The sequence below is a fragment of the Pseudoalteromonas sp. 0303 genome (assembly GCF_013349995.1).
Classification (GTDB): domain Bacteria; phylum Pseudomonadota; class Gammaproteobacteria; order Enterobacterales; family Alteromonadaceae; genus Pseudoalteromonas.
The window spans coordinates 22,258-36,504 of sequence record NZ_JABVXF010000040.1; the positions used below are offsets into that span (position 1 = coordinate 22,258).

Here is a 14,247-nt window from a genome sequence, read left to right on the forward strand (position 1 = left end):
TTGCCGCCGCAAGTGCCAAAATTAATGCTACTGGTTAGGTAAATGCAATTAACATGCCTAAAAAAGATAGTATTTTAGAGAAGTGCGTTTTTAAGCTGACGTTGATAAAACTGATTTGAAGCAAATTCATCCAGCATTTTTTGCTCCGCTTTAGCTACTTTCATCGCTTGTTTTTCAGCTTGCTTTTCGATTAACTTCGCTACTGCTTTTGCTTTCACTTGTTGTTTTAACCACAATGCTTTGCGCTGCGTAACAACTTGTTTTGCAGTATTCACTGTGCTGGCTTGCTGGCGTATCGCTTCTTCAATTTTTGCGATAAAAGCATGATATTGACTAAACCCAGCACTAGACAAACCAGATCGTCCTTTCAAATGTAACTGCTGAGAATACTCCATGCGAAAGTTATTCAGCCCTTGCAGTTTTTGTTGATTGCTTTGTAAGTGCTGCTGTGCTTTTAAATAATCCATGCGTAAAGATTCTTCTTTATCGCTCTCAAGCTTTAGCAATAAATCAAGTTTACTTTGAGCCATTAACCTTGTCCTAATAACTGCGCAAGACCTTGCAGACCATCATCATAACTGATCACATCTTTCATGCCTTGCTGAAGGAATTGATTCACACGTGGCATCATATTAATTGCTTGGTCAAGCATAGGATCTGTGCCTTTTTGGTACGCACCTAGTGTGATCATATCTTTGTTCTGTTGATACATTGAATACACTTGTTTTAGCACACGAGCTTGTTGCATATGTGCTTCAGATACAACCTGTGGCATAACACGAGAAATCGATTTTTCAATATCAATAGCCGGATAATGACCACTGTCAGCTAAATCTCGAGATAAAACAATGTGGCCATCTAATATAGCACGAGCAGAGTCAGCAATTGGATCTTGCATATCATCCCCTTCACTAAGCACAGTGAAAAACGCGGTGATTGAACCTTGCCCTTCACCACCATTACCGGCACGTTCCACCAGCGCAGGCAGTTTAGCAAATACTGAAGGCGGATACCCCTTAGTCGCAGGAGGCTCGCCAACTGCTAAGGCAATTTCACGTTGCGCCATGGCATAACGGGTAACGGAGTCAAGTAATAACAATACGTTAAGACCTTGATCGCGAAAGTATTCCGCAATGGTCACTGCACTTTCACAGCCTTTTAAACGCATTAATGGTGAAGCATCCGCAGGAGCTGCAACCACCACTGAGCGCTTACGCCCTTCAACACCTAAAATTTCTTCAATGAATTCTTTTACCTCACGACCACGTTCACCCACAAGACCTACCACAATTACATCTGCTTCAGAGCCGCGAGTCATCATACCCAGTAATACTGATTTACCGACACCAGAGCCTGCAAACAGGCCCATACGCTGGCCTTGACCTACGGTAATAACGGAGTTGATGGCTCGTACACCTACATCCATAGGCTGACTAATTGGTCGTCTTGCAAGAGGGTTAATTGAGTTTTGCGCAAACTTTAAGTGATGCTCAGCATTAATGGCACCTAAGCCATCAAGTGGCCGACCAAGGCCATCCACTACACGGCCAAGTAAACTCATGCCGACAGGCAACCCAGTTTCATTTAGCTTTGGGATAACTCGGGCACCAGGCAGTACGCCAGAGATGTGATCATTTGGCATCAAGTAAAGTGTTTGGTCATTAAAACCAACGACTTCAGCATCAACAAAGCCGTTAATGGTTTCAATTTTACATTGACTGCCAACAGGTGCTCTAAGCCCTTTTGCTTCTAACGTTAAACCAACGACACGCGTCAGAATACCGGCAACAGCTGGTTTTGGGGCCTTGATATGTTTTTCATAGCGCTGTAAGCGTTCGCTTAGAGTCATTGATTGAGCACTCATGATGAGCCTATAAAGTGTTAGATACCACTGCTATGCAAAAAGTTTTCCAACGTTTCTTTGACGCGGGTTTTTATTGTCATGTCGAGGGATGATTGCGGGGTTTTAATTTCGCAGCCACCACGTTCTAAAGTCGGTTCTGCAACTAACTGCCAATGGTTATCTGCGATAGTTTGTTCGCCATAACTTTCGGTAATTAAAGTAATATCATCAGGATGTAAGTGAATACGTACTTTAGCTTGCTCTTCACCTAACGCATCAATAGCTTGCTTCAAAGCATGTAAAATGACTTCAGGTGAGGTTTTAATTTCTTGGTAAACTAAAACTTCAGTTAACATCACAGCTAACTGCACTAACTGCTTTTCGGCACTTTCATCGACTTTAGATAATGGTTGAGAAAGGCTATCAAGTAAGCTTCTTAAGTTGGTGAGCTGCTCTTCTAAAATTGGCTTTATTTCTTCTTGGCCTTGCTCCTTACCAAGCTCAACACCTTCTTTAAAGCCAGCTTCTTTTCCCTCATGTGCGCCTTTTTCAAAACCATCTATATAGCCTTGCTCATGGCCTTGCTTTAGTCCTTCTTCGTAGGCATCTTGACGGATCTTTTCAAGCTCAGCCATTGTTAGCGACGGAATTTCAGGCTCTTCTGGCTGCTCTTCGACCAGCTGCTTTTGCTGCTCTTTACGATATAAGTCAGCTAAAGGCGTGCCATACGCCGTTGAGCGTCCAGCGAGTTTTGTTGTATCTTGCGTCACTTCAGGAATTGGCCAGTTTTCCAATAATTCATCAGCAGCTTCACTGGCATGCACTGGGCGTCCTGTATGAAATGAAGACTTACTCATGGCTTACAGGAACTCCTCACCACCACCGCCACCAAGCATAATTTCGCCTGAGTCAGCTAAACGACGTGCCGCAGAAAGAATTTCTTTCTGTGCCGCTTCTACTTCACTAATACGAACAGGGCCCATTGCCTCTAGATCATCCGCGAGTAATTCAGCAGCACGTTTAGACATGTTACTTAAAATCTTCTCTTTTAATGCTTCGTCAGTACCTTTAATTGCTTTCATTAATACATCTTGCTGTACTTCACGAAGAATTGCTTGAATACCACGGTCTTCAACATCCATTAAGTTCTCAAAGACAAACATAAGGTCTTGGATTTGCTGTGACATCTCTTCATCGTGTTCACGGATTGAATCCATTAACTGACCTTCAACATTGGTATCTAGGTAGTTCATGATATCAGCAGCCGCTTTCAAGCCACCCATTTTCGCAGCTTGCGCACCAGCTTGACCTGCGAACTGTTTCTCCATGATTTCATTCAACTCTTGCAATGCTGCTGGTTGAACTTCTTCAAGGTTAGCAATACGCATGGTTAAATCTAAGCGCACTTTTTCTGGGAATTGCGACAAGATTTCCGCTGATTGCTCTGGCTCTAAATACGATAAAACAATGGTTTGAATTTGCGGGTGCTCGTTGCGAATAATATTCGCCACTTGCTTTGAGTCCATCCACTTCAATGAATCAAGACCTTTCGCTCCTGAGCCCATAACAATTTGGTCAATAAGGCTGGCTGCCTTGTCTTCACCAAGCGCTGCTGTAAGGGCTTTTTTGATAAAGTCTTCAGACTGGAAGCCAATGGTACTGAAGCTTTGAATTTGCTCAATAAACAAATTATGGACTGCGCTAATTTTCGCTTGCGATAAATCATCTAGCGCGGCCATCGCCATCCCCACTTTTTGCACTTGCTTTGGCTCTAAGTGCTTAAGGATTTGCGCAGCATCTTCTTCTGATAAGCTCAGCAATAATATTGCCGCCTTATCAACACCGTCTAATTTATCAACATCAAACGCTGCTGGTAGTTGTTTTTGTTCTTGATCAGTCATCTTCTGTTAACCACGCTTTCACTACTTGAGAAGACAGTTCTGGTTCATTAGCAACCAATGCACGAACTGCTTTGAGTAAATCCTCATCACCATGTAAGTCTGGCAGCTGTAGTGTACCATCACTTGAGAATCCTACAGCAGCAGAGTCAAAGTCTTTATTTAGCATATCTAGCGTGCTATCACCAATATCTACACCCGCACTTAATGCATCTTCATCATATTCTTCTAGTGTATCGTCTGGGTAAATTAGACGTTTCAGCATAGGTCTTACTACAAAGACAATCAGTACGATAATAACTAGGGCACCTAATGCTAAGCGTAGCATCTTCATGAACCAATCTTGCTCCCAAAGCGGAACTTCAATCGCTTCACCTACATCTTCACGAACAAATGGCACTGTGACAACTTCAAGTGCATCACCACGCTGCATATCAAAACCAACACCGCCTTGTAATAAGCGACGAATATTTGACAATGCTTCTACAGAGCGAGGAACCATGGTTGTTTCACCATTTTCACCCACCTGCGGTACATAATCTACAGCAACTGAAACACTGATACGACGAATAACACCGGTTTGCTGACGCTTATGCGAAATTGTTGTATCAAGCTCGTAGTTACGCGTTGCTTCTTTATGCGAACGACTTGGGTTCGTTGCTGAGCCTGCTCCACCTTGGCCTGCAATTTCTGGAATATTAGAGTTAACTGGCGGCTGATTCGTTAGCGCACCAGGAATGCCCACTGCAAGACCACCGATGTTGTTTTCTTCGAACGTGGTTTCACTGCGCACAGCAGGTAAGTCTGGGTTATAACGTTTTTGTGTTTCTTCGACTGCACTAAAATCCATGTTTAAATCGACTTGCGCGGTATAGTTACCTAAGCCTACAACTGGAATAAGGATGCTATCGATTTTATTTAAGTACTCTTCTTCACGCTTACGTTCAATCTCATACTCTTTACGAGAGCGAGCAGCAAGTGAGTTTTGTGAACCTGAATTAAGTAAGCGACCATTTTGATCGGTAACAGTAACACGCTCTGGCGATAAACCTTGGACTGCTGAGGCAACAATATCAACTACTGAGTCAACTTCTTCACCGTCAAGTGTACGACCGCGTTTTAAGGTAAGCACTACCGTCGCTGAAGGTTGTTTTTCACGACGAGCAAATACGTTTTCTTTTGGAATAGCTAAAAGTACTTTGGCGCGAGTAACATTTTTTAGCTCTTCGATGGTACGTGCAAGCTGTTGCTCACGACCATGTTTTAAACGTTCACGTTCAAGGCGTTGGCTAACACCAAACCCCATGTCTTGCATGATGATGTCAGTACCTGAGCTTGGCGCTTGCTCCAGGCCTTCACGAGCCATCAATAATTTAATGTTTTGGTATTCACCTTCTTCAACAGAGATGACGTTACCATCAAGTTCGTAATCAATCTTTTGAGCGTCTAAAAAGTCCAGCGTTTGAATAAGCTCTTCCGTTGGCATTTTGCCAAGCGGACGCATATCTGGTTGACGAGCCCAAATAATAATAAAAATTGCGATAGCCAAACAGATTGCCAAAGCGATCACTAAAGTAACCTGGCGTAAAACATCTACACCGTTTAAGGCACTTAGGTAGCCTGACTTTTGCTCTTGTTGATCATCAGTATCGGTTGAATCGATACCGCCGCCTGCTAAGGCTAGATCAGTTGATTGATTAGATTGCGCCACAATAATTCTCCACTACCTAGTTACACAGGCATGTTCATGATTTCTTTATAAGCTTCAACAAGTTTATTTCGAACTTGCACCGTAGCTTCAAAAGCGACTGATGATTTTTGCGAAGCAATCATTACGTCAGCTAAAGAAACACTGCGATCGCCCATTTCCATTGCTGTTACTTTTTGCTTAGCGTCTTGTTGTAAGCCATTCACGGTATCAAGTGCATTGGTAAGTAAATCACCAAACTGTGCCGACGATGTTGGCTGAGTTTGTGTTGGTAAATTATTAATTGAGTTACTACGGCCTACTTCTGAAGCCATAGCTTGCATTTCTTGAAATAATGCGCTGTTTTGAACTTTCATAATACTCTCTGACAATGCAGTTTACTTATGCACTGATAAAGCACAAACCGTGCCACAAAATAAAACAAATAAATTCAACAACTTGAACCATTTATTTTCATGTCAGAGTTTTGACAGCAAACAAGCTCACAAAAATGTGAGCTTGTTTGAGTAACTTTTTGGAAGGTGTTTATGCAGGTAAGGCTATACCCAAGTCTCGCATTTGCGCCAGTTTATAACGTAACGTGCGCGGGCTAATACCTAAGGTTTCTGCAACCTCTTTGCGCTTACCATTACAGCGCGCTAAGGTTTCTAAAATAATACGATGCTCTTTGTCTTTCAGCTCGTCTTTATAATTACCTTGCTCACTCACTTGTGGCACGGTATCTAAATTAACTTCAACAGGCTGTTCTTGATATACTGGTGCGTTGTGTGGCGGCGTAGCGACTGGCTTGATATCAACCGTAAGCAACTCTTCAATAAAGACATCATCTTGATGAATACTATTCCCATCGCATAATATCAACGCCCGTTGCATAACGTTATCAAGCTCTCGTACGTTACCTGGCCAAGCATGCGATAGCAGCTTTTGTTTCGCACCCTCACTTAGTTGAGCTATAGGCTCTTTACTTTTCAGGCAATGACGCTCTATTAAATGCTCAGCCAATACAATAATGTCGCCAGGGCGCTCGGCTAATGGTTTCCACAATAGCGGGAATACATTTAAGCGATAATATAAATCTTCTCTAAATAGATTTTCGCTCACCGCTTCTTTCAAATCTCGGTTACTTGTAGCTAGAACGCGAACATCAAGCTCTATCGTTTTACGACCGCCTAAGCGCTCTACTTCGCGCTCTTGAAGTACACGCAGTAATTTAGCTTGTAAGCCTAAATCCATCTCAGTAATTTCATCAAGTAAGATGGTACCACCTTGAGCTTGCTCAAATTTACCCGGGCAAGCTTGAATAGCGCCGGTAAACGCCCCTTTTTCGTAACCGAATAAGGTTGCTTCAAGCATGTTTTCAGGAATAGCAGCACAGTTAATAGCCACAAAGGGAGCATCGCTACGATTTGATTTATCGTGGATAAAACGAGCCAACACTTCTTTACCCGAGCCACTTGGGCCGAGTACCATGACACTGGCATCTGAGCGGGCAACTTTGCTCGCGAGCTCTAATAGCTTAATGCTTGATGGATCGGCAACGATTGGACCATCGGTTTCTTTTTCCTTTTCAGGCAAATAACGGCTAACCATATTAAGGAGCACTTCTGGAGCAAACGGCTTTGCCATGTAATCAATCGCGCCTAAACGCATTGCTTCTACAGCATCATCGATAGTGGCATAGGCCGTCATCATTAATACCGGCAGCTCAGGGTAATTAAGTTTAATGCTACGTAGCAGGTCAAGGCCGCTCATAGCGCCCATTTGCACATCACTAACAACCAATGAATAGCTATTTTGCTTAAGCAAGATCATCGCTTGTTCAGCGCTATCTGCAGCAACGCAATCAATACCCGACATTTCAAGGGTATCAATCAGTGCTTCTCGTAAGCCTGCGTCGTCTTCAACGACTAAAATAGAGTTAGTATTCATTTTGCCTCCGCTGACATTGGTTCTGCACTAATTGGCAAGATCAAACTAAAACATGCTCCCCCATGAGCATTATTAGTCACTTCAACCCGTCCTTGGTGCGCATTGGCGACTGAACTTACAACAGCAAGTCCAAGCCCCGTGCCTTGGCTTTTGGTAGTGTAAAAAGGTTCGAATAATTTGTTGGCATGACGTAAATCAACACCTGGGCCATTATCACTGACACTGATACGAACACAGTTTTCGCTAGTTTCGTCACGTTCGGCACTCAGGGTTACCACAGCCTCAGAGCCAATAATTTGAATACTATTGTGGATCAGGTTTTGAATAGCACTCGCCAGAGCCGTTTTATTACCCATAATTTCAATATCAGGTTCTGGTAAGTTCACGCTAAGTTCACTGTTATTTTGTGCAACCATAGCATCAGCACCGGCTTTTACTTCATTAAGTAACTGTTGCATTGAAACGCTTTCGACCACTTGTTGCTCACCACTTTTGGCAAATAACAGCATATCGTTCACTTGGGTTTCTAAATCTTTTAAACGCGACATTAGCTTCGTATGAAAGTTGCCACGCGAGCTTTCTGGCAATCGCTTTGAGCCTAAATTGGCAGCATAAAGCATGGCCGCAGATAACGGTGTTCTGACTTGATGAGCAAGCGAAGCGACCATTTTGCCAAGCGCACTTAAGCGCTGCATATGTGCTACTCGCTTTTGTAAGCGTCTGGTTTCAGTTAAATCTGTCATTAAAATTAACTGCCCTGGCTCTGGAGCAAGCGCAGTAATATCAAGCTTTATTAAACGGCCATCCTTAAGTGATACTTCATGTCCATCGTCTTGCTGTGGTCGAAATGAGCGTTGAATTACGCTAAACCACTTTTCTCCTTCAAGAGGTTCACCTAGCATATCGATGGCAATTTGATTGGCTTTTGCGATCATGCCTCGGCCATCTAAAACCACCACACCCGCAGGCATGGTATCAACCAAATGACCTAACCAACTGGCTTGTTGGCGCAGCTCACTCAATTCACCCACATACTCTTCTTGTTGTAAGCATGGGTTATATTGTTTGGCTGTGATAAATTGTGGTTTTAGGACATTTGCTAAGGCCATAATCGATACTCAAAAAATCGTGTCTACCTAGCTAAATGCACAATCCGTACCAAATTTATTTTTGTTTTATTTCAATAAATTAAAGACAAAACAACACTGACAAAAAAATGACAATCGCGAGGGAATAATGCAAAAAGAACACCATTGTCGTTGCCCATGGCTCGATACAAGCAAAGAAGATTATGTGGCCTATCATGACCAAGAATGGGGGGTGCCATTATATGATGATCACCGCTTATTTGAGTTTATAACCTTAGAGTCAGCACAAGCAGGACTGAGTTGGTATACCATACTTAAAAAGCGTGATGGCTATCGCAGTGCCTTCAAAAACTTTGTTGTCGAAGAGGTTGCCAAAATGACCGAAGACGACGTCGAAAGGTTAATGCAGTTTGAAGGTATTATTCGTAATCGCGCTAAAATCGCCGCCACTATCAATAACGCGCAACGTTTTATTGAGATTCAAAAAGAGTTTGGCAGTTTCTCAAATTACCAATGGCAGTTTGTTGGTGGCAAACCATTGGTAAACGATCTTGATAAATTAGAGGATTACCCGGCTATTACTGAAGCCTCAACAGCATTCGCCAAAGATTTAAAAAAGCGCGGTTTTAAGTTTTTAGGCCCTACGACGGTGTATGCCCACATGCAGGCCTGTGGCATGGTAAATGACCATAGCAATGATTGCTTTAGAAAAGCTGAGATAATTAGTGAATATTAAAGAGATAAAACCGAGGAAGAAACCTAACGCGGCTTAGTCGCGCGTTAGGTTGTATTTCTTCATTTTTTCGACCAGTGTGGTGCGCCTAACACCTAAAATTTCTGCTGCACGTGCAACAACGTAATCATAGCGCTCTAATGCTTGGCTAATTAAGCTAATTTCTAGCTCAGCAAGATACTCTTTGAGCTCAATTCCTTCATCTGGTAATAAACCTGAGTCAGCCGTTGTTGCTGGTACATCAAGCTCTTCCTCATCATAATCACTAAAGCCGGTACTGAAAATATCGTTGAAAGCATCTCGCTCCATCAACTCTTCTGGGTACTCAGGCTCATAAGCCTCAACTTCGATATAACGATATTTAGCAGGTAGATCTGGCACATCAACAACTTTATCAGGGAACATGATCACCATGCGCTCAACTAAGTTAGCAAGCTCACGAATATTCCCCGGCCACGCATGCTCTTTTAAGCTTTGAATCGCACGCTCAGTGAATTTGGCCGTTGTGCCACTTTGCTCGTTCACACGACGCATTAACTCTTTTAAAAGCAGAGGAATGTCGTCAGCACGCTCACTAAGCGAAGGATTTTCAATTGGAAACACGTTTAAACGATAAAAAAGGTCTTCACGGAAGTCCCCCTTTTCAATCATTTCTTCAAGGTTGCGGTGAGTCGCAGCAATAATGCGTACATCAGCTTGAATAGGCTTAGTACCCCCTACTCGCTCATAGCTACGCTCTTGCAACACACGCAGTAGTTTAACCTGCATTTGCAAAGGCATATCACCAATTTCATCAAGAAACAGCGTGCCGCCTTGCGCTAATTCAAAACGCCCTTTTCGTGCAGAAATAGCGCCCGTAAAGGCACCCTTTTCATGGCCAAATAGCTCACTTTCAAGTAGTTCGCCTGGTATAGCACCACAGTTTACCGGCACAAATGGCCCGGTATTGCGTTTAGAGAGTAAATGAACGTTACGTGCAACAACTTCTTTACCTGTGCCTGACTCACCTAAGATCAGTACATTTGCATCGGTTTTTGCTACTTGTTCAATTAAAAAGCGCACGTCTTTTACAGCTTCGGTCTCACCGACTAAACCATCAAATGATTTGTTAGATTTAGCTTGTTTATGGTCACCTGGTAGCATGCGCTGATATTGCTGACAATCATGCAATAGCTGAGTAGTTACATCATGGTTAAATGGCTCACAAATTAAACCAACTACATTTGCAATGCTTAGTAACGGTTTGAGTGTTTCACCAATTAATAAAAACGGAATGGCAGGAAACTGTTTGATCACAGCCTCGTGATTTAGCTGCTGTAAAGCACCAAGAATGACCATACATTCTTGCTGTTGATGTTTTTCACAAAAAGACTGTAATGTAGTCTCATCAACTAATTGTGCAGTTTCACCAATGAAGGTAAGTGCTGCATGTAAACCTATCGCACGATTATTATTATTGTCTAAAATTAAGATCATTATTGGCGAACCACAGTTACCACGAGGTTAGTTAATTTCTAAATTGTAAGCGAGTTTAGGAGGGATGCAAGCGCTAAGCGGCAATTTATTGACATCAACGCCAAAAAATAGTCACTTAGCACTAAAATTTAATACTAAAGAACCAACTTAAAAATTTAGCCTGTTTGAATTTTAAAATATCCTATACTCGTTGCTATAATCTCTATAGAAATGCTCAAAGAAAGATAACATCAATGGCATTAATATTGCTTATCTATTTTTATGAATCGGTGTTTTTAATATAGGATTTTCTCATGGCACACATATCGATAAAAAAGTACAGTCAAGTTAGCGTTAGCAACATTAATGAAATGTCTCCTTATGAGCAGATCAATTTGATCTTCAGCAATATTATCGGACGCTTAGCAGCAACTAAAGGCTTTATTGAGCGTAAAGAATTTGAAAAAAAAGGTGAAAATATTTCTAGCTGCATTTTATTATTTGGTGCGCTACAAGATGCACTAAATTTTGAGCATGGCGGGGATATCTCAAGCAACTTACTATCGCTGTACGATTTTTGCCAACGCAGGTTAACTGAAGCAAATGTAAACAACGACATTGCAGCAGTAGACGATGTTATTCGTATCGTTAAAGAAATAAAAGAAGGGTGGGATTCTATTCCGCTCGAAGAGCGCGTACCTAAAGCTGAGCAATAATGCCGAATTATATCGCTCTAGATGCATTACTCATTGCATTGTCAGAGCACATAGATAAAACAGAGATTGAGCTGGCAAGCCAAACGTTAATAGCTATTGACCAAGAGTTGAAGCATTGGTGTGAGAGTGAGACACCACCTCAAGAAAAAGAGTTATTAGCTATACAAGCCAAAATTTTAACCGCTACAGCTAAACTGAAAAACGCCAGAGACAAAACTCAGGCTGAGCTGATCAACCAGCGTAAATCACACAAAGCTATTTCTAAATATAAAGCAACTAAACGCTAATTAGCGTTTTGTTGCTTTCAGGCACTTATTTTATATATTTAGCTTACTTATATAGCTGTAATCTATATACATTGCGCAACATAAAGTCTCGACTAAAATTTAGGCAAAAAAAAGCGCCTGTTTATCTGGCGCTCAAACAATGAAATAAATAGACTAATTAGTCACTATTTTTAACAACCCCTGGCATATTATCAAGCTGCGCTTGCACGTAGCTACTGGTTGAGTTCATCTGGGCTACAAGTAAATCCATGCTATTGTACTGTGCATATAAACGAGACTCTAACGACTCCATTTTTCTTGCAAAATCAATGCGCTCATCATCTAAGCCATCTAACTGAGTCTGTTTACTGTCGATTCTGTTTTGAACAATACCATCTGAGTCTGTATAAAAACTCATTAGCTCATCAAAAGATTGCGCAAAGCCGCCTTCATCGCCCTCACCCAAAAAGAACTCTTGAACTAAGTCTACATCGGCTTCTACTTGTTCGTTTAGGCGTTCAGTATCTAAGCTTAATTTGCCGTAACGGTCTGCTTCAACCCCAAGCTTAGATAACGACAAACTACTGCCATCACTAAGGCTAACTTCACTGGTTAGTTGCTGACGGAGTTTTGACATTACACCGCGAAGCATAGAGTCACCAGCCATCACACCTGCACCGCTTTCACCTGATTTACCTAAATTATTGCTAAGCTCAAGTAATTCGTTGTAGCTTTCAATAAAACTATTTAAGCCCGCTTTAATATTATTATTATTTTCTGTAATTTTAAGGGTGCTATCGTCGTCATCAGCGCCATGGGCTTTTTTAGCGGTGATAGTTACACCATCAATAACATTTGCAAACTCGTTATCACTGCTTGTAACTGTTAAATTACCATCTATGGTAATTGAAGCGTCTGTTGCAGCAATCACCTCGTTAATGTTTGTAACCCCTGAACCGGTGTCATAGGCTAGAGCCGATAAACCTGCCGCGTCAGTATTATTGCCATCAGCATCAGTTGCTGTAACTTTTATTGCGTTTTCAACACCACTGTTTTTTGCTGATAAAACTAAATGCTGGCCATTATCGTCGGTGATAATCGTTGCTGTTACACTGTCGTTGTCTTTACTGTCGTTAATCGCATCACGAATTTCAGACAAAGTTGCAGTATCTGACACATCAATATCAAAACTATTCTCACCGGACGCTATAGTTAACGTACCTTCACCTACTGCGGCATCTTCTGCAAATGCACTTGACATCAATTTATGTTCAGTCGCAAGGTTGTTTACTTTTACATTGTAACCACCAGGCTCCGCATCTTTGTCAGAACTTAGAGTTACAAAATCATCACTACCAGAAATACTGCGCTTTTGGTAGTTATCAATTTCGCCTAATGCTTCCATTGACGTTTGTAATTTTTCAAGTGCAGATTTTAGTGCACCTGCCGCTGAAATATCTGTCGTTAGGGTTGCTTCTTTATTATTTAAACGCGAAGTAAAAGGGGTGCGCTCAGCATTAACTAACGCATCAACAATATCTGATACTGCTAAACCTGAACCTAAACCATTAAATGAAATAGCCATAACACTTCCTCACATTACACATTTAACTTAACAAAAAACTTTAAACAGTTTGATCAATTAAAAAACCCGCAGTTTCAGAAAGCTTAGCCACTAGGCTTAACACTTCTTCAGATGGGTATTGCTTAATTAACTCACCACTGTTTTTATCAACCACTTTAATAACATCACGGCCTGAGTCTTCATCTACTTGAAACTGCAAACTACGATTCATTTCGCCCATGAAATCCTGCAATTGTTGCGCCATTTTCTCAAGCTGCTCACGGCCTAGCTCGTCTTTATCAGCGCTTTCGTCCAATTTACGCTGCGCTTGTTGATAATTTTGCTGTGTTTGTTGTTGAAGTCTACTGTCCGTTTTATTTGATTCATCAATCGCCGTTGCTGTCAGTTGCGGGCTCGCAGCTAGCTTGTCATCCGCTTTTTGTGGAGCCACTGCAAAATCAGGGCTTTGGGTTATTGCACTCATAACGCCTCCTTAAACATTTTACCCTATAGCTAATGCAACAAAAGGAGATTAGCGTAAGCCAATCTCCTTTTTATTTTAGTTAACTAATGCTGACTTAACCATTAGTTGTTGTAACTAATCACACTATTAACCAATTAAGCTAAGCGCTGCTTGTGGTAACTGGTTCGCTTGCGACAAGATTGATGTACCCGCTTGTTGCAAGATTTGGTTTTTAGTCATGTGTGCAGTTTCTGTTGCAAAGTCTGTATCTTGAATACGGCTACGTGAAGCAGATACGTTTTCAGAAATGTTTGCAAGGTTACTAATTGTGTGACCAAATCGGTTTTGTATCGCACCAAGGTCTGCACGCTGGCTATCTATTTGTGCTATGGCAGCATCAATAATCGCTAACGCATCTTGTGAGCCTGTTTGCGTTCTGATATCAACTTCATCCACACCAACTGATGTACTATTAATTGTATTATCAACATTCGCAGCTGCAACTAATGCATCATCATTACCTGTAACTGTAAATGATTTAGATGAATTTAGCTGTATAGCACCTAAAACACGAGTAGAGTCTG

General features: G+C 41.7%; 15 protein-coding genes. 3 read left to right on the forward strand and 12 right to left on the reverse strand.

Going from position 1 to position 14,247, the window contains the following annotated elements; genetic code table 11:
- Positions 1–74 precede the first annotated feature (74 nt).
- The 8 genes from fliJ to HUS62_RS19285 form a co-directional block, all read right to left on the reverse strand.
- Positions 75–530, reverse strand: a complete 456-nt coding sequence (fliJ, locus tag HUS62_RS19250) for a flagellar export protein FliJ (protein ID WP_055020703.1) — start codon at positions 528–530, stop codon at positions 75–77.
- Positions 530–1,864, reverse strand: a complete 1,335-nt coding sequence (gene fliI / locus HUS62_RS19255) for a flagellar protein export ATPase FliI (protein ID WP_055020702.1) — start codon at positions 1,862–1,864, stop codon at positions 530–532. Before fliI ends, fliJ begins: the two co-directional genes overlap by 1 nt.
- Before the next feature lie 17 nt (positions 1,865–1,881).
- Positions 1,882–2,700: a flagellar assembly protein FliH gene (gene fliH, locus HUS62_RS19260; RefSeq protein ID WP_175080828.1), complete on the reverse strand. Its 819-nt coding sequence runs from the start codon at positions 2,698–2,700 to the stop codon at positions 1,882–1,884.
- Positions 2,701–2,703: 3 nt separating this feature from the next.
- Positions 2,704–3,744, reverse strand: coding sequence for a flagellar motor switch protein FliG (gene fliG, locus HUS62_RS19265; protein WP_175080829.1), 1,041 nt, complete (start codon positions 3,742–3,744; stop codon positions 2,704–2,706).
- Positions 3,737–5,452 carry a flagellar basal-body MS-ring/collar protein FliF gene (gene fliF / locus HUS62_RS19270; RefSeq protein ID WP_175080830.1) on the reverse strand — a complete coding sequence of 572 codons (1,716 nt, stop codon included), beginning with the start codon at positions 5,450–5,452 and terminating at the stop codon, positions 3,737–3,739. Before fliF ends, fliG begins: the two co-directional genes overlap by 8 nt.
- Positions 5,453–5,472: 20 nt before the next feature.
- The gene (gene fliE / locus HUS62_RS19275) at positions 5,473–5,805 is read right to left on the reverse strand and encodes a flagellar hook-basal body complex protein FliE (protein ID WP_054562183.1); all 333 of its coding nucleotides are present in this window, start codon (positions 5,803–5,805) and stop codon (positions 5,473–5,475) included.
- Between the two features lie 169 nt (positions 5,806–5,974).
- The gene (locus HUS62_RS19280; RefSeq protein ID WP_175080831.1) at positions 5,975–7,378 is read right to left on the reverse strand and encodes a sigma-54 dependent transcriptional regulator; all 1,404 of its coding nucleotides are present in this window, start codon (positions 7,376–7,378) and stop codon (positions 5,975–5,977) included.
- Positions 7,375–8,487 (reverse strand): PAS domain-containing sensor histidine kinase, encoded by a 1,113-nt coding sequence (locus HUS62_RS19285; protein WP_054562185.1) that lies wholly within the window; start codon positions 8,485–8,487, stop codon positions 7,375–7,377. The genes HUS62_RS19280 and HUS62_RS19285 overlap by 4 nt, the downstream gene beginning before the upstream one ends.
- A 127-nt stretch (positions 8,488–8,614) precedes the next feature.
- On the opposite strand from HUS62_RS19285, the gene HUS62_RS19290 reads away from it, so the two are divergent.
- Positions 8,615–9,202: a DNA-3-methyladenine glycosylase I gene (locus HUS62_RS19290; RefSeq protein WP_063529302.1), complete on the forward strand. Its 588-nt coding sequence runs from the start codon at positions 8,615–8,617 to the stop codon at positions 9,200–9,202.
- 33 nt (positions 9,203–9,235) lie between these two features.
- Here HUS62_RS19290 and HUS62_RS19295 read toward each other — a convergent pair whose 3' ends face one another.
- Positions 9,236–10,675, reverse strand: coding sequence for a sigma-54 dependent transcriptional regulator (locus tag HUS62_RS19295; RefSeq protein ID WP_175080832.1), 1,440 nt, complete (start codon positions 10,673–10,675; stop codon positions 9,236–9,238).
- A gap of 293 nt (positions 10,676–10,968) precedes the next feature.
- On the opposite strand from HUS62_RS19295, the gene fliS reads away from it, so the two are divergent.
- Both fliS and HUS62_RS19305 read left to right on the forward strand, forming a co-directional pair.
- On the forward strand, positions 10,969–11,370 hold the full coding sequence (gene fliS, locus HUS62_RS19300) for a flagellar export chaperone FliS (protein ID WP_175080833.1): 402 nt from the start codon (positions 10,969–10,971) through the stop codon (positions 11,368–11,370).
- Positions 11,370–11,657 (forward strand): hypothetical protein, encoded by a 288-nt coding sequence (locus tag HUS62_RS19305; protein WP_175080834.1) that lies wholly within the window; start codon positions 11,370–11,372, stop codon positions 11,655–11,657. The genes fliS and HUS62_RS19305 overlap by 1 nt, the downstream gene beginning before the upstream one ends.
- A 157-nt stretch (positions 11,658–11,814) precedes the next feature.
- On the opposite strand, the gene fliD is transcribed toward HUS62_RS19305, so the two are convergent.
- The 3 genes from fliD to HUS62_RS19320 all read right to left on the reverse strand — a co-directional run.
- Positions 11,815–13,221, reverse strand: coding sequence for a flagellar filament capping protein FliD (gene fliD / locus HUS62_RS19310; protein WP_175080835.1), 1,407 nt, complete (start codon positions 13,219–13,221; stop codon positions 11,815–11,817).
- Between the two features lie 40 nt (positions 13,222–13,261).
- Positions 13,262–13,684: a flagellar protein FlaG gene (locus tag HUS62_RS19315; protein ID WP_258536819.1), complete on the reverse strand. Its 423-nt coding sequence runs from the start codon at positions 13,682–13,684 to the stop codon at positions 13,262–13,264.
- 126 nt (positions 13,685–13,810) lie between these two features.
- The coding region (locus tag HUS62_RS19320) for a flagellin (RefSeq protein ID WP_258536820.1) at positions 13,811–14,247 on the reverse strand (437 nt) is incomplete at its 5' end.

Coding starts and splice junctions, on each gene's coding strand:
- fliJ (WP_055020703.1), bottom strand. CDS start 530: ATGGCTCAAAGTAAACTTGATTTATTGCTAAAGCTTGAGAGCGATAAA.
- fliI (WP_055020702.1), bottom strand. CDS start 1,864: ATGAGTGCTCAATCAATGACTCTAAGCGAACGCTTACAGCGCTATGAA.
- fliH (WP_175080828.1), bottom strand. CDS start 2,700: ATGAGTAAGTCTTCATTTCATACAGGACGCCCAGTGCATGCCAGTGAA.
- fliG (WP_175080829.1), bottom strand. CDS start 3,744: ATGACTGATCAAGAACAAAAACAACTACCAGCAGCGTTTGATGTTGAT.
- fliE (WP_054562183.1), bottom strand. CDS start 5,805: ATGAAAGTTCAAAACAGCGCATTATTTCAAGAAATGCAAGCTATGGCT.
- HUS62_RS19280 (WP_175080831.1), bottom strand. CDS start 7,378: ATGAATACTAACTCTATTTTAGTCGTTGAAGACGACGCAGGCTTACGA.
- HUS62_RS19285 (WP_054562185.1), bottom strand. CDS start 8,487: ATGGCCTTAGCAAATGTCCTAAAACCACAATTTATCACAGCCAAACAA.
- HUS62_RS19290 (WP_063529302.1), top strand. CDS start 8,615: ATGCAAAAAGAACACCATTGTCGTTGCCCATGGCTCGATACAAGCAAA.
- HUS62_RS19295 (WP_175080832.1), bottom strand. CDS start 10,675: ATGATCTTAATTTTAGACAATAATAATAATCGTGCGATAGGTTTACAT.
- fliS (WP_175080833.1), top strand. CDS start 10,969: ATGGCACACATATCGATAAAAAAGTACAGTCAAGTTAGCGTTAGCAAC.
- HUS62_RS19305 (WP_175080834.1), top strand. CDS start 11,370: ATGCCGAATTATATCGCTCTAGATGCATTACTCATTGCATTGTCAGAG.
- fliD (WP_175080835.1), bottom strand. CDS start 13,221: ATGGCTATTTCATTTAATGGTTTAGGTTCAGGTTTAGCAGTATCAGAT.
- HUS62_RS19315 (WP_258536819.1), bottom strand. CDS start 13,684: ATGAGTGCAATAACCCAAAGCCCTGATTTTGCAGTGGCTCCACAAAAA.